This is a genomic window from Cobetia sp. 3AK (assembly GCF_029846335.1).
In the GTDB taxonomy this organism is placed as follows: Bacteria; Pseudomonadota; Gammaproteobacteria; order Pseudomonadales; family Halomonadaceae; genus Cobetia; species Cobetia marina.
Window position 1 is genome coordinate 17296 of the sequence record NZ_JARWKR010000003.1, and the last position, 19068, is coordinate 36363.

15 protein-coding genes are annotated in these 19068 nt (G+C 63.5%); 9 read left to right on the forward strand and 6 right to left on the reverse strand.

Going from position 1 to position 19068, the window contains the following annotated elements; all coding sequences use genetic code 11:
* Window positions 1-84 precede the first annotated feature (84 nt).
* Both QD228_RS04915 and QD228_RS04920 read left to right on the forward strand, forming a co-directional pair.
* Complete coding sequence (locus tag QD228_RS04915; protein ID WP_240704268.1) at window positions 85-1572, forward strand: YcjX family protein; 1488 nt, start codon at window positions 85-87, stop codon at window positions 1570-1572.
* Complete coding sequence (locus QD228_RS04920; protein WP_279874641.1) at window positions 1569-2774, forward strand: TIGR01620 family protein; 1206 nt, start codon at window positions 1569-1571, stop codon at window positions 2772-2774. The genes QD228_RS04915 and QD228_RS04920 overlap by 4 nt, the downstream gene beginning before the upstream one ends.
* Before the next feature lie 100 nt (window positions 2775-2874).
* Here QD228_RS04920 and QD228_RS04925 read toward each other — a convergent pair whose 3' ends face one another.
* Window positions 2875-3996 carry an oxidoreductase gene (locus QD228_RS04925; protein WP_240499595.1) on the reverse strand — a complete coding sequence of 374 codons (1122 nt, stop codon included), beginning with the start codon at window positions 3994-3996 and terminating at the stop codon, window positions 2875-2877.
* Between the two features lie 405 nt (window positions 3997-4401).
* Between QD228_RS04925 and QD228_RS04930 the strand changes: the two genes are divergently transcribed.
* From QD228_RS04930 to glpQ, 7 genes are all read left to right on the forward strand, one after another.
* The gene (locus QD228_RS04930) at window positions 4402-5067 is read left to right on the forward strand and encodes an NAD(P)H-binding protein (protein ID WP_279874643.1); all 666 of its coding nucleotides are present in this window, start codon (window positions 4402-4404) and stop codon (window positions 5065-5067) included.
* Window positions 5068-5239: 172 nt separating this feature from the next.
* Entirely contained in the window at window positions 5240-7186 is a 1947-nt protein-coding gene (locus tag QD228_RS04935; RefSeq protein ID WP_077379239.1) for an exoribonuclease II, read from the forward strand.
* 272 nt (window positions 7187-7458) lie between these two features.
* On the forward strand, window positions 7459-7812 hold the full coding sequence (locus QD228_RS04940) for a hypothetical protein (RefSeq protein WP_077379237.1): 354 nt from the start codon (window positions 7459-7461) through the stop codon (window positions 7810-7812).
* Between the two features lie 660 nt (window positions 7813-8472).
* Complete coding sequence (locus tag QD228_RS04945) at window positions 8473-9600, forward strand: glycosyltransferase family 1 protein (protein WP_279874647.1); 1128 nt, start codon at window positions 8473-8475, stop codon at window positions 9598-9600.
* Window positions 9593-10408 carry a DUF2334 domain-containing protein gene (locus tag QD228_RS04950; RefSeq protein ID WP_279874649.1) on the forward strand — a complete coding sequence of 272 codons (816 nt, stop codon included), beginning with the start codon at window positions 9593-9595 and terminating at the stop codon, window positions 10406-10408. The genes QD228_RS04945 and QD228_RS04950 overlap by 8 nt, the downstream gene beginning before the upstream one ends.
* 63 nt (window positions 10409-10471) lie before the next feature.
* Window positions 10472-11476, forward strand: coding sequence for a lysylphosphatidylglycerol synthase transmembrane domain-containing protein (locus tag QD228_RS04955; RefSeq protein ID WP_279874651.1), 1005 nt, complete (start codon window positions 10472-10474; stop codon window positions 11474-11476).
* Window positions 11477-11618: 142 nt separating this feature from the next.
* Entirely contained in the window at window positions 11619-12764 is a 1146-nt protein-coding gene (gene glpQ, locus QD228_RS04960; RefSeq protein ID WP_205632712.1) for a glycerophosphodiester phosphodiesterase, read from the forward strand.
* Between the two features lie 185 nt (window positions 12765-12949).
* On the opposite strand, the gene QD228_RS04965 is transcribed toward glpQ, so the two are convergent.
* From QD228_RS04965 to odhB, 5 genes are all read right to left on the reverse strand, one after another.
* Complete coding sequence (locus QD228_RS04965; protein WP_136939005.1) at window positions 12950-13492, reverse strand: DUF302 domain-containing protein; 543 nt, start codon at window positions 13490-13492, stop codon at window positions 12950-12952.
* A 281-nt stretch (window positions 13493-13773) separates the two neighbouring features.
* Window positions 13774-14646, reverse strand: coding sequence for a succinate--CoA ligase subunit alpha (sucD, locus tag QD228_RS04970; protein ID WP_065392579.1), 873 nt, complete (start codon window positions 14644-14646; stop codon window positions 13774-13776).
* The gene (gene sucC, locus QD228_RS04975; protein ID WP_077379231.1) at window positions 14646-15812 is read right to left on the reverse strand and encodes an ADP-forming succinate--CoA ligase subunit beta; all 1167 of its coding nucleotides are present in this window, start codon (window positions 15810-15812) and stop codon (window positions 14646-14648) included. Before sucC ends, sucD begins: the two co-directional genes overlap by 1 nt.
* Window positions 15813-15920: 108 nt before the next feature.
* Window positions 15921-17360 (reverse strand): dihydrolipoyl dehydrogenase, encoded by a 1440-nt coding sequence (gene lpdA / locus QD228_RS04980; protein WP_279874654.1) that lies wholly within the window; start codon window positions 17358-17360, stop codon window positions 15921-15923.
* 110 nt (window positions 17361-17470) lie between these two features.
* Window positions 17471-19021, reverse strand: a complete 1551-nt coding sequence (gene odhB, locus QD228_RS04985) for a 2-oxoglutarate dehydrogenase complex dihydrolipoyllysine-residue succinyltransferase (protein ID WP_077379227.1) — start codon at window positions 19019-19021, stop codon at window positions 17471-17473.
* Window positions 19022-19068: the final 47 nt, after the last annotated feature.

Genomic DNA, 19068 nt, shown 5'->3' on the forward strand with positions numbered 1-19068 from the left:
CCGGCCATCACCCAGCTCATCATCAGCTGCCAGGACGCCATCACGTCGCGCCGCCGCCTCGCCCCCACTGACAGGGAATGCCTGATGTTCAACACCATGACCCGCAACGCCCGCCAGCTTGCCCGCGAGGTGGGCCGCGAAGCCCATGACCTGCTGGAGCGCGGCCTCGATCGTCAGCTGCGTCTTGCCGTCACCGGTCTGTCCGGTGCCGGCAAGACGGCCTTTCTCGTCTCGCTGATCGAGCAGCTGCGCCACGCAGGACTCGGCGCGCGTCTGGAGCTGTTGCCTGCCGCCCGCGATGGCCGTCTGCTCGGGGCAGAGCGTGTCAGTCAGCCGGATCTTTCCATCCCGCGCTTTCCGCTGGAAGCCGGCTTGCGCTCGCTTTCCGGCCAGCATTCGCCCCATGGCCCCGAATGGCCGACGCCGACCCGCAGCATCAGCGAGCTGCGTCTCAAGATCGGCTTTCGCCCCACCTCACGCGCCGCGCGCATGCTCGACAGCCAGCGCGCCACCCTGACACTGGACCTGATCGATTATCCCGGCGAATGGCTGCTGGACCTGCCGATGCTGGAGCAGGACTTCACCGCCTGGAGCAGCGAATGCGAGACGCAGCTGGCCGATGGGCGCGGCGACTGGGCGCATGACTGGATGGGCGCCATCGCGGGCCTGACGCCGGACAGCGAAGTGGATGAAGACCGCCTCGCCGAGATCGCGAGCCTGTATACCGACTATCTGCACGCCGCACGCCGCAAGGGGGGCTTCGTCGACCTGACACCGGGCCGCTTCCTGCTGCCCGGCGAGCTGGATGAAGCGCCGGTGCTGCAGTTCTTCCCGCTGCCGGGGCTCGGCGACTGGACAGCCGACGCCTTGGCCGCCTTGCCGGAAACCAGCCTGTACCGCACCCTGGCGCGGCGCTTCGATCACTACCGCCGCCGCGTGGTACGTCCCTTCTATCACGACCACTTCCGGCGCTTTGACCGCCAGATCGTGCTGATCGACGTGCTGGGCGCGCTGAACGCCGGCCCGGCACCCTTCCGCGACCTGAGCCGCGCGCTGGACAAGCTGTTCGACAGCTTCGCCTATGGCCGCCGTCACCTGCTGGCGCGCCTGATGGACCGTCGCATCGACCGCCTGGCCATCGCCGCCACCAAGGCCGACCACGTCACCCCCGAGCAGCATGGTGCGATGCGCGACCTGCTCGAGCAGCTACTGGCGGGCCCGCTCAAACGCCTGCGCTATCGCGACGTGCCGCTCAAGGCCTTCACCATCGCCGCCATCCGCGCCAGTGAGGCGCGTGAAGTGGTCGAGAATGGTCAGCGTCATCCGGCGCTGGCGGGACACCTGCTCGGTGAGCACGAAGGGTCGAGCGACTCAGGCACGCAAGGCGCTGGCCGCGAGTCCGTGCTGCTGTTCCCGGGCGAGGTGCCCTCACGGCTGCCCGACCCGAATTTCTGGGCCGAGAGCCGCTTCGACTTCCCCCATTTCGCGCCGCCGCAGGTCGACGGCAAGGCACCACCTCACATTCGCATGGACGCCGTGCTCGACTGGCTGCTGGGAGACCACCTGAAATGACCACCGAATCCCGCCACCCGCGCCCGGGCAAACGCTTCACGAGCCCCGGTTCTGCCGACTCGGCGCGGGCCGATGCCACCTCGACGGCTTACGCCGAGCGCCCCACCGAGAGCGCGGCAGAGGCCCTGCGCGGCGCGCGCCACTTCTCGCCGGAGATGGAAAGCCAGCCACTGGCCGCGGCCGAACCGGAGCCCGCCACGCCGGGACTCGATGCGACGCTGAGCGCCAGGCCACGCCATCGTGGCCTCAAATGGCTGCTGCTCGGCACCCTGACACTCGGTGGTGTCGAGGCCGGCCATGCGCTGTATCAGGCGGCCATGGGCGGTGACCTGATCGCCGGGGCCTGGGGCCTGCTGGGGCTTGGTGCCATCGGGCTCGGCGCCCGCGCGCTGGGCAAGGAGCTCTTCCGACTGCGTCATCTGCGCAAGCACGTCGCGCTGCGTGCCGAGCTGGAAGAACATCAGCAGGATGATTTTGGCCAGGAGAGCTTTGGTCAAGGAGGCTTTGGCCAGAAAAGCTTTGGCCAGCGCGGTGATGCGCCGTCCACGCCTGACGAGGGCTCGAACAAGGCAGGCGGCAAGGCCGACAGCCAGCAGGAAGACCTGCTTGAGCAGCTGCGCCGTCAGATGAAGCTGGGCGAGGATGATGCCGGCGTGCGCGCCTGGCGCGCTGCCTGCGAAGCGCATCACTCCCCGTCGGAGCGCCGCGAGCTGTTCGCCTTCCATGTGCTGGGGCCGCGGGACCGTGAGGCGCGGCGTCTGATCTCGCGCATGAGCGGCGAGACGGCGGTGATGGTGGCGGTCTCGCCATTGACCTGGGTCGACATGAGCCTGGTGGCCTGGCGCGGACTGCGCATGATGGAGCGCCTGTCGCGCCTCTACGGACTGGAGCTGGGCTACGCCAGCCGTCTGCGCCTGTTCAAGGAGGTGCTGGCGTCGATGGCCTTCGCCGGCGCCAGTGAACTGGCCGCCGAGGCCAGCATGGATCTGCTGTCGATGAATCTGGCCGGCCGCCTCTCCACCAAGGCCGGACAGGGGCTGGGCAGTGGCCTGATGAACGCACGCCTGGGCCTGCGTGCCATGCGCCTGCTGCGCCCCATCCCCTTCCATGCCGAGGAGGTACCGCGCATCGGCGAGCTGCGCGCGGAGCTATTCTCGCGCATGCGCAAGGCCGACAAGGGCGAGGACGACGCCAACGCCTGAGCGCATCGCAGGCTGATCCTTGTCACTCTCTTGAAAGCAGAACGCGCGCCCCGAGTCATCGGGGCGCGCGTTTTCGTGAGTCATCTCACCGCCAACAGCCTCAGCCTTCGCTGGCGATCCCCGCTTCCAGCCACTTCATCACGCGCAGCGCCTCGTCGGCGGGCGTCGGGTTGGCACTGCCGGAACGGATGCAGTCGCGCAGCCGCGCATACCAGGCCGGGTAGTCGCCATCGCGGCCCTGGTGGATACCGGCGACCAGCACCTGCTCCCCATCGCCGGCCTCCCTTGCCGTCTCCAGCACCGTGAGCATGCCCGGGCGCGGGTCGCGCCCCCATTGCTGCGCGAGCCGCTCGGCCTCGTCACGGGCCGGGAAGCTGCCGGCCTTGAGACATGCCTCCTGAGGATCGAGACCGAACGTCACGTAACTGCCGCGCGTGCCGTGGACGGCGAAACGTGCCGTCGGTGCGGCCGCCAAGGCACTGGCGTGCAGCTCGACCACCAGCGAGGGATAGATGGCATGTGAGGCATAGCTCAATACGGCATGGAAGAAATCATCGGTGACGGCTCCCTCGCGCTGGGTGCGACGTGTCAGCTGGATGCTGGCAGGCTCGCCGAACAGGCACAGCGCCTGATCCAGCAGGTGTGGCCCGAGGTCGTACCACAGGCCGCTGCCGGGCAGGGCCTGCTCACGCCAGCGGTCCGGCACGCTGGGGCGGAAGCGGTCGAAATGGGACTCCATGTGGGCGATGCGCCCCAGGGTACCGCCCTCGATCAGCTCGACCAGCGTCAGAAAATCGGCATCGAAGCGACGATTGTGGAACACCGCCAGCACCCGCTCTGCCTGCTCCGCCTCTCGGGCCAGCGCCTCACCCTCGGCCAGCGTGACGGTGAAGGGCTTGTCGACCACCACATGCTTGCCAGCCGCCAGCGCCGCACTCGCCAGGGGATAGTGGGTCTCGTTGGGCGTGGCGATGATGACGAGGTCGATGTCCTGACGCGCCAGCAGTGCCTCGGGAGTGGCTTCCACCTCGAGCTCGGGACGTTCGGCCTTGACCACCTCGGGACGCGAGGTCGAGAGCGCGACCAGCGCCAGGCCTTGCGTCGCCTCGATCAGTGGCGCATGGAAGGTACGTACCGCCATGCCATAACCGATCAGGCCGACGCGAATGGCGTTGCCTTGTGTCTGGGAGGGCGCGGCATCGGAATTCATCGTGGCGCTCATCGGACGTCCTTGTCTTTCATGCTGTCGTGGAGACCGAGAGCCGTGGGCTCTCGGGTGTTGTAGCGCCATCCTAGCAGGCTGCACGTCACGGCATAGCCCCGGCATGCGCCTTTAATACCGCAGTATTTATAAGCTAAGACTCATGTAGGTGTGTCGGCGCTCACATCAGTCATGCGCGGCTTGCGAGTGCCGGCCTCGCGTGCGTGTGATCGGCTCTGTCCACTCCCCCCATCACATCTCTCATGGCCTGACCTCCTGTCAGGCTCCCGACGGCAGGACCACTTGAAGTTCACTCCGGCCGACCGCAGGAAAGACGGTATCCCGCCGAGTCATCGCTTGAGGATCGCTCTCTCGAGATGATGGCTCGGCCTGCTGCATTCGTTCCCCGAACAAGGAGTCGCCAACATGCGCAAGACGCTCATCATCGGTGCCAATGGCAAGATCGGTCGTCAACTCTGCGAGAAGGCCCAGGCCGCCGGCGAACCCATCGTCGCCATGATCCGCTCGACGGACCAGCAGGGCTGGTTCCATGAACGCGGCATTCCGACCGTCATGGGAGACCTGGAAGGCGAGATGCGCCAGGCGTTCTATGGCTGTGACCAGGCATTGTTCGTCGCGGGGTCCGGCCCGCATACCGGCCCTGACAAGACATTGACCATCGACCTGCACGGTGCCATGCGTACTGCGGAACTGGCCGCGGAATTCGGCCTCTCGCGGGTGATCCAGGTCAGCTCGATCCGCTCCGAGACCCCGCTGGCAGGCCCGGCGGCCATGCGTCCCTACTTCGCGGCCAAGAAGGCGGCGGATCTCTGCCTGGCCGAGAGCGGACTGCGCCACGTCATCGTCAAACCGGGCCGCCTCACCGAGGAAGCCGGCAACGGCAAGCTGACTCAGGACGCGGAGAAGTCCGACGAGATGCAGGTCTCACGCGCCAACGTGGCGGAATTCCTGCTGGGCGTGATGCAGGCGCGCGAGATCGGAGGTCGCCATCGCAAGGCACCGGTCTTCACGCTGTTCGATGGTGATCAATCGGTCTCCAGCCTGCTGCAGGACGCTGCTGCCACGGTCTGAAGCCGCATCTGGCGCAAGCGACGCACCGCCACCGGCGGCGTCATCGCCACTCGTTCGGCCAGCTGCCGACGCCCGCACGCAGCCCGTGCGGGCGTCGGAGTCTCTGGCCGCTTTCCCCCCATGCGTCATGTCCGTATAGTGAGCCACTGACCCCGCCAACAGAACTTCCGAAATGCTGCAGAACAATTCGCTGCTGGCGCAGCTGAAAGATCAAATCCGCCAGGAAATTCCCCGTGTCACGGGGGTGATCAAAGGCACCGACAAGGGCTTCGGCTTCCTCGAGTGCGAGGATGGCGAGTCGTATTTCGTGCCGCCGCCCGCCATGAAGCAGGTGCTGCACGGTGATACCGTCGAAGCGACCGTCAAGGTCGAAGGCGAGAAGAAATCCGTACAGCCGGAAGTGCTGATCGAGACGGGTGTCGACCGCTTCGTCGCTCGTGTCGGCAAGCGTGACGGTCGCCTCAACGTGATGCCGGATCACCCGTCCATCAACACGCGCATGAAAGCGCGCGTGAAGCGTGGCATCAATGAGGAAAGCCTCAATGATGGCGACTGGGTCGTGGCTCGTCTGCTGCGTCACCCGATGCGCAAGGATGACCGCAGCTTCTTCGCCCAGATCGAGGAAGTCATCGCCGAGGTGGACAACCCGCGCGTGCCGTGGCGTGTCACCCTGGCGCGTCACGCGCTGGAACAGGCCTCTCCGGAGGGCGGCAACGACTGGCCGCTGCTGGAGGAAGGTCTGACCCGCGAAGACATGACTCACGTACCCTTCTTCACCATCGATGGTGAGAAGACCCGTGACATGGATGACGCCCTGCACATCGTCGAGCGCCCGGAAGGCGGCTGGACCCTGAGCATCGCCATCGCTGACCCGACCGCCTATGTGCCGGAAGGCAGCCGCGTGGACGAAGAGGCGCGCACGCGCTCCTTCACCGTCTACCTGCCGAGCCAGAACGTCACCATGCTGCCGGAAATCCTGGCCGATGACCTGTGCTCGCTGAAGGAAGGTGAAGACCGTCCGACGCTGATGTGCATCGTCGACATCGACACCGACGGCGTGATCGGTGAGCCGAAGTTCTTCGCGGCCACCATGCGCTCGCATCACCGCCTGACCTACGACAACGTCTCTGACTGGATCGAAGGCCAGGAAGGCAGCTGGAAGCCGGAAACCGAGGAGCTGGCCGAAGGCCTGCGTCAGCTGGAAGCCTTCACTCAGGCGCGTATCGCCTGGCGTGCACGCAACTCCCAGATCTTCCGCGAGCGTCCGGACTTCGAATTCGAGCTGGATGAGGAAGGCAACGTGCTCAACGTGCGTGCCGACCATCGCCGCATCAGCAATCGCATGATCGAAGAATCCATGATCACCGCGAACCTGAGCTGCGCCCGTCTGCTCTCCAAGCACATCGGTCACGGCATCTTCAACGTGCACCAGGGCTTTGCACCGGAGAAGTACGACGACACCATCGAATTCCTGGCCACCCAGGAGATCACCGCGACGCCGGAACAGCTGGGCAGCCTGGAAGGCTATCGCCTGCTGCGCCAGGAGCTGGACAGCCGCGAGGATACCTGGCTGGACGTGCGCATGCGTCGCTTCCAGGGCTACACCGTGATGTCTGCCCAGCCGGGCCCGCATTTCGGTCTGGGTCTCGAGGCCTATGCCACCTGGACTTCCCCGATCCGCAAGTACGGCGACATGGTCAACCATCGCCTGATCAAGCGCGTGATTCTGGGTCAGGATGCTCCGGCCGAAGCCACCGAGCAGCTGACCGAACACCTCAGTGAACGTCGTCGTCTCAACCGCATGGCTGAGCGCGACGTCAAGGACTGGCTCTACGTGCGTTACCTGACCAAGGCCGCCGAAGAGCAGCAGATCTTCACTGGCGAGATCATCGACATCCGCCGCGGTGGCATGCGTGTGCGCCTGGAAGAGAATGGCGCCAGCGTCTTCATTCCGGCACCGCTGATCCACACTGATCGCAAGAAGGTCGCGATCGATGACAAGGAAGGCCGTGTGCGCATCGAAGACGAGCTGCGTTACTCACTGGGCGACATCATCAAGGTCTCCTTGACCGAAGCCCGTGAAGAACGTCGTTCACTGGTGGGTCGTCCGGCCGAATAAGCCGCGACCCGCTCACCGCCGTTTGACAGGATGGCGGTACCCCACGCCCCGGAGCGCTCTGCGCCCGGGGCGTTTTCGTTGCTGCAACGTAACGTATTCATAGCGTGATCGCATCGTGATAAATTGTAATTTTATGAAACAGAAAATCACGTTACACTCATTTCATCGAGACACGAGGCATCCACACTCCTCGCGCCAACGTTGATTGAGTCAAGTACCGAGTCAGTCATTGCCATCTGTCCATGCTGCCACTTGCCGTGAGAGGACCTCCCATGAAATTCCATCGCTCGCCTGCTGCCTCACAGCGTCATGCTGCAGAACACGCCGCCATCGTGCGCCAGCCGGCCATGGTCCTGGCACGTGTTACCGATCAGCCGTCAGATGGCCACTCGCGTGACGCGGTCACGCCACAGCGACAGCGTGAGATCCAGCAGGAGGCGATGGAGCATGTGGCCATGCTGCTGGAGCGGGACCGCCGCCGGACACGCAATCGCCTGCTGCTCGCAGCCGGCATGCTGCTGAGCCTAGTGTTGCTCGCCAGTCAACGTCCCGCCGAGCCCGAAGCCGCCTTCTCCCAAGAGCTGGGCCAGACGATGTCCTTCCTGTCCGCTCAATCATTCTCATGAGTCCTGAGGCATTCCCAGGCGTAGTCCGCGTCTGAGAAGGCCTCGGGAATCCATCCGCGTATCCCCCTGAATTCCTGTAGTGCACGCAACTTTCCCATCCGGCTGCCCGGGTGGGATTTTTTTTGCCATGGCATGGCCAGGTGTCCCGTCGCTTCTCCCTTTTTCACTCTCCCCCTTTTTCACTCTCCCCCTTTTTCACTCTCTCCCTTTTTCACTATCTCCCTTGATCACTTTCTTCCAGTATCACGTCCTTCCCGCATCAGTCCCCTGAGTCCCCTACCCGCATCACTCCCCTGAATCACTCCCCCCGCATCACGTTCTGTCTGCACCGCGGCTCACCAACGCCGCAACCGTGTTGTGTCCGCGAACGCATTCGCTGCTGGGCCAGCATGACGCCTCCTCGGCTGGCATCGCACAAAATCCTCCGGCCGCTGTCACATGGGTCACGCCATCCGTGGCGTAGGGTTGGCGTCTCACTCTTGAGTGCAGGGGGTAGCCAGCGACCGGAAAGCAGAGCCAGTTGCGCAACATGACTTCCGCGTTCCCAAAAGCCTACTTGAAGCCCACCCCTCTCCCCCCCAGATCAATAGCAGACTCAGACTGGGCACAAGAATTGACCTTTCGGCGCTGTCTGCCAGAAAACACAACGGAATCAAATAGATGCTCCACGTTGCAGACATGACGATGTTTCATGCGCCGTCCAGCGGCGGCGTGAGAACCTATCTGGAAGCCAAGCGACGACGCCTACGAAGCCGACCAGGCATTCGTCACAGCCTGCTGGTTCCCGGAGAGTCCTCCAGTGTCAGCGATGACCTCTATCACGTCCCGGCACCCCCGATACCCTTCGGCAATGGCTACCGCTTCCCGCTGAGGCGTGGAGGCTGGGTCAGCACCCTGCTGGCACTGCAGCCGGACGTGATCGAGGCGGGTGACCCCTACGTCACCGCCTGGGCGGCATTGGATGCAGGCCGCAAGCTGGATGTCCCGGTGATCGGCTTCTATCACTCGGATCTGCCACGTCTGATCACCAACCGTCTCGGCGAGTGGTCGGGGGCCAATGTCGATCGCTATGTGCAGCGCCTCTATCGCCATTTCGATCGCGTGCTGGCACCCAGTGACGTGATGGCGAGGCGACTGGATCGACTCGGGGTACGCAATGTCCACATCCAGCCACTGGGCGTCGATCTGAACACCTTCCACCCCGATTGCCGGGATCAGGACCTGCGACGTGAACTTGGCCTGGCGGATCACGTGCGACTGCTGGCCTTCGCCGGCCGCGGTTCACGCGAGAAGAATCTCGACGAGCTGCTGGAAGTCGCCCGTCTGCTTGGCCCGAATTACCATCTGCTGTTGATCGGCACCGGGATGCCTCGCCACCTGCCGGACAATGTCAGTGTCACCGGCCATTTCTGCAGCAGCGCGGAGGTGGCACGACTGGTCGCCTCCGTCGATGTGCTGTTGCATGCCGGCACACAGGAGACCTTCGGTCTGGTCGTGCTGGAAGCCATGGCCTGCGGCACGCCAGTGGTGGCCGCTCGCGCCGGTGCGCTGGCGGAAAATGTTCCGCTGGGCTGTGGCCAGCTGTGTGATCCTCATGCACCGCATGCCATGGCGCGTGCCGTTCAGGACATCTTCGCCAATGACCCGGCGGCCCTGGGTCGCCAGGCGCGTCGTCATGTGGAGAAGCACCATGACTGGGACCGCGTGGTGGATGGACTGCTCGATCACTATCGCGCCGTCACCGGCACTCAGCTGCAACCGATACTGGAAGAGGTGACACATGGGTGAGTCTCCAGCCGCCAGAAAGCATTTCCTGCTGGTCCTCCACGACATCGCTCCCGAGACCTGGCAGGACTATCGCGACTTCGTCAATCAGATGGATGAGCTGTGTCAGGAGCGACTTGGCCATCCCTGCCCGATCACCTGGCTGGTGGTGCCGGACTTCCACCATCGCAACCCTCTCGAGAGTGCTCCCGAGTTCATCGCCCTGCTGGAGGCCCGCAGACAGCAGGGCGATGAACTGGCGCTGCATGGTTTTCATCATTGCGATGATGCGCCACCGCCCCGCACGCCACGCGATTACGTGATGCGCCGCGTACTGACCTGGGAAGGCGAGTTCTACCCCCTCGATGAGACCGAAGCCAGACGGCGTCTTCAGGAAGGCGCTGCCCTGTTCAAGCGGCTCGGCTGGCCGCTGTCGGGCTTCGTGGCACCGGCCTGGTTGATGAGTGACGGCACACGGCGCGCCCTGCAGGCATTGGACTTCCAATACACCAGCGACCCTCAGCACCTCTATCGCCTGCCGGACTTCACCCCCATCGATGCTCCGGGACTGGTGTGGAGCGCGCGCTCCGCGCCGCGGCGCGCCATGTCCCGCTGGGTCACGGAACGCAAGATGGCGCGTGAGCGTGACGCCGATGTCCTGCGCCTCGGACTGCATCCGGTCGACATGCGGCACACGGGCTCGCGAGACTACTGGGCACGACTTGTCACACGGTTGCTGGATGATGGCTACCTGCCGATGACCAAGATCGATTGGCTGACACACAAGGGGCTGCTCACCGCCGATCGACGGAATGCCGACAGTGCTGCCTGAGTTCCCGCAGCATGCCCTGGGCACCATGCCCTTCCACCCATCGCCTGAACACGAGAATCCACCATGAATCGCGCCCTGTGGATGCTGGGAGCCGGCCTGGTGCTGGTCATCGCCGTGCCGCTGGTGCTGGGCGGCAGTGGGCTGGGGAGCCAGCTGCGCCAGTTCCCCCTCGAGACCTTCGCGCTGATGCTGGGCATGATCGTGATGTGCTGGAACCTGAATGCCGGACGCCTGCGCCTGCTGCTGGCCGGGCGTGGCGGCCACCTCGGACAGCGGCGTGCACTGGGCATGGTGATGGCCACCGAGTTCGCCATCAGCGCCACGCCGGGTGGCAGTGGCGGCCCGCTTACTCTCATGGGGCTGCTGGCACGTCAGGGGGTACGCCCGGCACACGCCTCGGCAGTGTTTGCCGTCGACCAGATGACCGACATGCTGTTCTTTCTCTCGGCGCTCGCCAGCATCGGGCTCTACGCACTGTCGCATACCATCGATCTACGCCTGGGCTGGATGCTGGCCGTGCCGGCGCTGCTGCTGATCATCGGCTTCGGCCTGCTGGCGGCGCTCGGCAAGCATCATCGACGATTGATCAAGGCCAGTGGCCGCCTGCTGCGCTGGCTCAAGGTACGCCATCGTTCGCGCCTCAGACTGGCGCGTGCCTTGATCCATTTCCGCCATGCACTGATCGAGACGCTCGCCCTGCCTCGCCTGACGTTGAGCCTGATCTTTCTGCTGTGCTGCGCCCATTGGCTCTTGCGCTATTCCATCCTCTATCTGGCCGTCGCGGGACTTGGGCGCGACATCGACTGGAGCTGGACCTTCATCGTGCAGATGCTCTCGCTCGCCGCCGGGCAACTGACGCTGCTGCCCGGTGGTGCAGGCGGTGCCGAACTCTCGTCCACGGCACTGCTGGCGCCTGTCATCGGTGCCTCCACCGCCGCTGCCGCCGTCGTCATCTGGCGCGCCGTCACCTTCTATTTCTACCTGATCGCCGGTGCCCCGGTGTTCTTCGTGATGGCGGGACGCGGCATGCTGGCCCGCCTGCTCAATCGTCGCTCGCCCTCGGCCTGACCCCCAGCGACCCGCCTCTGCCGGACAGCTCCAGCGCATCATCATTCATTTCCATTGCTCATCGCCATTTGGATAAGTGTTTGTTATGGTAATGATTCGATGTTGAACGTCCATACAATAACCACATCCAAGGTGATCCCACATGTCCGGCTCCCCTCATTTCCTGACTCACCGCTCACTCACGCGTCTTGGCGTGATGGGCGCATTGCTTGTGACCACGGCCTCCACTGCCCTCGCCGATGACGCGACGCTGCGCAGCATCGACCCCGGCCATGGCACCGACAAGGTCGTCGTGGCTCACCGTGGTGCCTCGGGCTACCTGCCCGAGCACACGCTGGCCGCCAAGTCGATGGCCTATGCCCAGGGTGCCGACTTCCTTGAGCAGGACGTGGTGATGAGCAAGGATGATCAGCTGGTGGTGCTGCATGATCGCTTTCTGGATCGCGTGACCAATGTCGCCGATGTCTTTCCGGACCGCGCTCGTGAGGATGGCCGCTACTATGCCATCGACTTCACCCTGGATGAGCTGCGCAAGCTGGCCTTCAGCGAGGGCTTCACCGTCAAGGATGGCGAGCGTGTCACGGACTACCCCGAGCGCTTCCCGCTGGGCAAGTCACACTTCGGTCTGCATACGCTGAGCGAGGAGATCGAGATGATTCAGGGCCTGAATCACTCCACGGGCCGTGATGTCGGCCTGTATGTCGAAATCAAGGCCCCCTGGTTCCATCAGTCCGAGGGCAAGGAAATCTCCAGAGCCGTCCTCGAGACGCTCAAGCAGTACGGCTATGTGGACCATGACGACAATGCCATCGTGCAGGTCTTTGATCCCAATGGACTCGAACGCATCCACGACACGCTGCAGCCCGAGCTGGGCATGGACCTGCGACTGGTGCAGCTGATGGGCGAGACCAGCTGGGACATGACCTTCCAGCCGGGCTCGGATGGCAAGCTCGAGCCCTACAGCTATGACTGGATGTACCAGGATGGGGCCATGCAGCGGATTGCCGGCTATGCCGATGGCATCGGCCCGTGGAAGCCGATGGTGATCGAGGACAGCTCGACCCGGGACGACATCAAGGTCACGCCGCTGGTCAAGGAAGCGCATGCGGCAGGCCTGATCGTGATGCCCTATACCTTCCGGCTTGATGAGGGTCGCATCCCTGACTGGGCCAGCGATTATGATGACATGCTGCGCGTGTTCTTCGTCGACGCCGATGTCGATGGCGTCTTCACGGACTACCCGGACCGCGCGGTACAGTGGCTCAAGCACAACGGCGAAGCCCTGTAGAACTCACGGCAGGACGGCTTGCAGAAAAGCGAGCGGTGACACATGAAAAAGCCGGACTCCTCAGGGAGTCCGGCTTTTTTCGTCCTGCGCAATGTCAGAAACGGATGTCAGTGTCTGATGTCAGTGCTTGTGTCAGTGTCGTCCAGACTGGGAGGATCAGCGCTGAAACATGGCGTCTTCACGTCTCATTGCCCCGCTGCCTCGGCCGCCAGGCCCTTGAGCAGCCCACCGATCTTGTCCAGCGGCAGCTTGCAGTCATCCAGATCATGACGATTGGCCAGATACTGCGGATCATTCCACTCGATCACGCTGCCCCCTTCCACGGCACGGATCAGCATCTTCTGCGGGAGATCCAGCGCAGCCGAACCATTGCACTGCATCAACAGGGTACCGACCTTGGGGTTGCCGAAGATGACGGTATGCGTGGCAGGAAGCTCCATCCCCACCTTCTCGGCACCCGCCTCATGCTCGATGACGCTGAACAGCGTCAGCCCCTTGGCCTCGAGCGCCTTCTCCAGACGCGCCTGGACGGTGGCGACATCCTCACGACTGGTCACGGACTCGATGCCCTTGGCAGGCACCTGCATGCTCGCCGAGGCTTCAGGAGCGGACGCTGCCGCCGCGCCGGAATCTGCACTGGCCATCAGCGGAATGCCGGTAACCAACGGCAGAGACAGCAGCGCCAGCAGGCGGGCGGAACGCGTGACAGCGGGGAAGGTCTTGAGCATGGAACATCCTTATCAGTGAGTCGTGTTTCGCCGTGGGGCATCTGCACGTGTCGCTTGGTCAGGTGCCAATGAACCTCATCAGATTAGCAATTGCTTGATCCAAACGCACCTGCCGTCTGGAGTGGCGAAGGCGATGTGATGCGCATTTGCATGAGCTATCGCTCCCGACAATGACTCCCTCACCGAATGACAGACATGAAAAAAGGGCAGACCCGGTGGGTCTGCCCTTTCGGTGACATGCGCTCAGCGTTGCCGCCGAGCGCTGTCAGGAGATCACAGGCTTACCAGCCAGTGACTTCCTTGATGGCATCGCCGATCTCTGCGAGTGAACGCACAGTCTTGACGCCAGCTTCTTCCAGAGCCGCGAACTTCTCGTCGGCAGTACCCTTGCCGCCGGAGATGATGGCGCCTGCATGGCCCATGCGCTTGCCCGGAGGCGCAGTCACACCAGCGATGTAGGAGACGACCGGCTTGGTGACGTTCGCCTTGATGTAGGCAGCCGCTTCTTCTTCAGCGGAACCGCCGATCTCGCCGATCATGACGATGGCTTCGGTCTTCGGGTCCTTCTCGAACAGCTCGAGGATGTCGATGAAGTTGGAACCCGGAATCGGGTCGCCACCGATACCGACACAGCTGGACTGACCGAAACCGTGGTCAGTGGTCTGCTTGACGGCTTCATAGGTCAGGGTGCCTGAACGAGACACGATACCAACCTTGCCCGGCTGGTGGATGTGACCCGGCATGATGCCGATCTTGCACTCACCCGGAGTGATGACACCCGGGCAGTTCGGACCGATCAGACGCGCGCCCAGCTCGTCGCACTTGACCTTGACTTCCAGCATGTCGAGAGTCGGCACGCCTTCGGTGATGCAGACGATCAGCTTGATGCCTGCATTGGCCGCTTCAAGGATGGAATCCTTGCAGAACGGTGCCGGCACGTAGATGACGGACGCTTCAGCGCCAGTCTCGGCAACGGCTTCCGCGACGGTGTTGAACACCGGCAGGCCCAGGTGAGTCTGACCACCCTTGCCCGGCGTCACGCCACCGACCATCTTGGTGCCGTAGGCGATGGCTTGTTCAGAGTGGAAGGTACCCTGGCCGCCAGTGAAGCCCTGGCAGATCACCTTGGTGTTCTTGTCGATCAAAATGCTCATTACTTGCCCTCCGCAGCTTTGACAACCTGCTGCGCCGCGTCAGTCAGGCTGGTAGCAGCGATGATGTTCAGACCGCTTTCGGCCAGCTTCTTGGCGCCGAGTTCAGCGTTGTTGCCTTCCAGACGCACCACGACCGGCACGTTGACACCGACCTGCTCGACGGCACCGATGATGCCTTCGGCGATCATGTCGCAACGCACGATGCCGCCGAAGATGTTCACCAGAACAGCCTTGACGTTGTCGTCGGACAGGATGATCTTGAACGCTTCTGCAACGCGTTCCTTGGTAGCACCGCCACCCACGTCGAGGAAGTTGGCCGGCTTGCCGCCAGACAGGTTGACGATGTCCATGGTGCCCATCGCCAGGCCTGCGCCGTTGACCATGCAGCCGATGTTGCCGTCGAGGGCAACGTAGTTCAGTTCGAACTTGGCAGCATGCGCTTCACGCTCGTCTTCCTGAGACGGATCGTGCATCGCCTGCAGGTCCGGGTGACGGTAGACGGCGTTGGCATCGATGTTGATCTTGCCGTCGAGGCAGTGGAGGTTGCCTTCGTCGGTGATGACCAGCGGGTTGATTTCCAGCAGCGCGAAATCCTTGTCGGCGAACATCTTCGCCAGACCCAGGAAGATCTTGGTGAACTGCTTGATCTGGGTCGGGTTCAGACCCAGCTTGAAGGCCAGTTCACGCGCCTGGTACGGCTGAGCGCCGACCAGCGGATCGATCTCGGCTTTCAGGATCTTTTCCGGTGTCTCTTCGGCAACCTTCTCGATTTCCACGCCGCCTTCGGTGGAAGCCATGAAGACGATGCGACGAGTGGTACGGTCGACGACGGCACCCAGGTACAGTTCTTCGGCGATGTCGGTGCAGTTCTCGACGAGAATCTTGGTGACCGGCTGACCATTCGCGTCAGTCTGGTAGGTCACCAGGTTCTTGCCCAGCCACTGGGAAGCGAAGTCGGAAGCGGCTTGTGCGCTCTCGACCAGCTTGACGCCGCCGGCCTTGCCGCGGCCACCTGCGTGGACCTGTGCCTTGACGACCCACTTGTCGCCGCCAATCTTCTTGCACGCTTCAGCAGCGTCTTCCGGGGTGTCAACGGCGAAGCCCTTGGACACCGGCAGGCCATAGTCGGCAAACAGTTGTTTTGCCTGATACTCGTGAAGGTTCATCGTGTCATGCCATTGGTTGCATTAGACTCGAACGGCAGTCGCGAGATGCGGCTGCCACCGTTCGCCCCGGCCTGGCCGGGGCGACGCGCCTCTTGTTCGGAAGGACGCTTACTTGCGCTTCTTGCGGTTTGCGATGTGAATCGCATGCCCGTCAACGGCCAGCGCGGCTTCGTGTACGGCTTCCGACAGTGTCGGGTGAGCCGTGCAGATCAGCGCGAGGTCTTCGGCGCTGGCGCCGAACTCGAGGGCCGTCACGCCTTGAGCGATCAGCTCACCGGCATGCTGGCCGATGATGTGAACACCCAGGACGCGATCAGTCTCAGCGTCGGCAATGATCTTGGCCAGACCTTCAGTGGCATTGTTGGCCATGGCACGACCGCTTGCCGCGAACGGGAAGCTGCCGGTCTTGACTTCGATGCCTTCGGCCTTGGCCTGCTGCTCGGTCTTGCCGACCCAAGCAACTTCCGGGAAGGTGTAGATGATGCTCGGGATGGCGTCGTAGTTCATCTCGGCCTTGTGGCCGGCGATGATGTCGGCAACCATCACGCCCTCTTCAGAGGCCTTGTGGGCCAGCATCGGGCCACGTACCACGTCACCGATGGCGTAGACACCCGGCACGCTGGTCGCGCACTGGTCATCGACGTGGATGAAGCCACGCTCGTCCAGATTGATGCCGACATCGCTGTCGAGCAGGCTCTGGGTGTACGGACGACGGCCGACCGCGACGATGACCTTGTCGAAGGTCTGTTCCTGCTCGCCGCTGGCGTCGGTGTACTTGACGACGACTTCACTGTCCTTGATGTCGGAACCGGTCACACGGGCGCCGAGCTTGATGTCCAGACCCTGCTTCTTGAGCAGCTTCTGGGCTTCCTTGGCGACAGCGGCATCGACCATCGGCAGGAAGCTGTCGACCGCTTCCAGCACGGTGACTTCAGAACCGCAACGGCTCCACACGCTACCCAGCTCGAGACCGATGACACCGGCACCGATGACGCCCAGACGCTTCGGCGTCTCGGTGAATTCGAGCGCGCCGGTGGAATCGACGATCAGACCTTCGGTCAGCGGCGTCGGCGGAATCTCGACCGGCACGGAACCGGACGCGATGACGATGTTCTCGGCGTCGTAGGTCGCCTTCTCGCCGTCGTGACCGGTGACTTCGACCTGCTTGTTGGGCAGCACCTTGCCGGTACCTTCCAGGGCGGTCACGCCATTGGCCTTGAACAGACCGGAAATGCCGCCGGTCAGGTTCTTCACGATCTGCGCCTTGCGCTCGATCATCTTGGCCACGTCGATCTCGACGCCATCGGCCTTGATGCCCAGCTCGGCGAACTCGTCACGTGCCTCGACGAACTTGTGAGAGGTTTCCAGCAGCGCCTTGGACGGGATGCAGCCGACGTTCAGGCAGGTGCCGCCGTGGACGGTCTTGCCTTCCTTGTTGACCCACTTCTCGACGCAGGCAGTCTTCAGACCCAGCTGAGCCGCGCGGATGGCAGCCACATAGCCACCGGGGCCCGCGCCAATGACGATTACATCAAATTTATCGGCCATGTCTCTTCCTGTTGGTGCAGTTCGATTCGGATTGGCATCCCGATGGGCAACCTGTCACCCATCGGGGCCGCACACGCCCGGGGAAGCCCCGGGCGTGAGGCGTTGCAGTCTCAGACGTCGAGCAGGAAACGAGCCGGATCTTCCAGCAGGTCCTTGATGGCGACGAGGAACTGGACTGCATCCTTGCCGTCGATCATGCGGTGGTCGTAGGACAGCGCCAGATACATCATCGGACGGATGACGACCTGACCGTTCACGGCCATCGGGCGCTCCTGGATCTTGTGCATGCCCAGGATGGCGGTCTGCGGCGGATTCAGGATCGGCGTGGACATCAGGGAACCGAAGATGCCGCCGTTGGTGATGGTGAAGGTGCCGCCCTGCATCTCATCGATGCCCAGCTTGCCGGCGCGCGCGCGCTGACCGAAGTCGACGATGGTCTTTTCGACATCGGCAAGCTTCATGCTGTCGGTATCACGCAGGACCGGCACGACCAGACCACGATCGGACGACACGGCAACGCCGATGTCCTGGTAACCGTGGTAGACGATGTCGGTGCCGTCGATGGAGGCATTGACGTCCGGGAAGCGCTTGAGCGCTTCGGTGGCCGCCTTGACGAAGAAGCCCATGAAGCCGAGCTTGGTGTCGTGCACCTTCTGGAAGGTGTCCTTGTACTGCTTGCGCAGCTCCATCACCGCACTCATGTCCACTTCGTTGTACGTGGTGAGCATGGCGGCGGTCTGCTGGGCATTGACCAGGCGCTTGGCGATGGTCTGACGCATGCGGCTCATCGGCACGCGCTTCTCGGGACGCTCGCCCTCGAAGGCCGGAGCGGCCTTCGGTGCAGCGGCCTTCGGTGCGGCAGCAGGCTTGGCAGCGGACTTGGCTGCGGTGCCTTCCTTGACGGCCTTGGCCACGTCTTCCTTCAGCACGCGACCGCCCTTGCCGGTACCGACCAGCTTGCTGACGTCCAGATCGTGCTCGGCAACCATCTTGCGAGCGGCCGGCGCGAGAATCTTGTCACCGACCTTCTCGTCCTGACCTTCGTCGGACTTGCTGTCGCTTTCCTCAGCGGCCGGAGCAGCGGCACCGGAAGCGCCAGCACTGAACAGTGCCAGCACGGCTTCGGTCTCGCAGGTCTCGCCTTCCTGAACCTTGATCTCGCTCAGGGCGCCATCTGCCGGAGCCACGACTTCCAGCACGACCTTGTCAGTCTCGATCTCGACGATCAGCTCATCACGCTCACAGGCGTCACCAACCTTCTTGTGCCAGGTGGCGACAGTGCCTTCCGCGACGGATTCCGGGAAGCTCGGCGCCTTGACTTCCAGCGTCTCGCCTTCGCCACCGGCGGCCGGCTTGCTCTCGGCCTTGGCGTCGTCCTTGCCTTCAGCGGGCGCCTGCTTCTTCTCGTCGGAAGATGCGGCGTCTGCGTCACCGATGGTACCCAGTACCTGCTCGGACTCGCAGGTCTCGCCTTCCTGGACCTTGATCTCGCCCAGGGTGCCGTTCTGCGGTGCCACCACTTCCAGCACCACCTTGTCAGTCTCGATCTCGACGATCAGCTCGTCGCGCTCGACGCTGTCACCGGGCTGCTTGTGCCAGGTCGCCACTGTGCCTTCGGCGACGGATTCCGGAAAAGACGGCGCTTTGATATCGATAGCCATTGGAGTTCCTTAACTCGATTCTCTCTCGGTGCCCTTGCGGGTCGCGG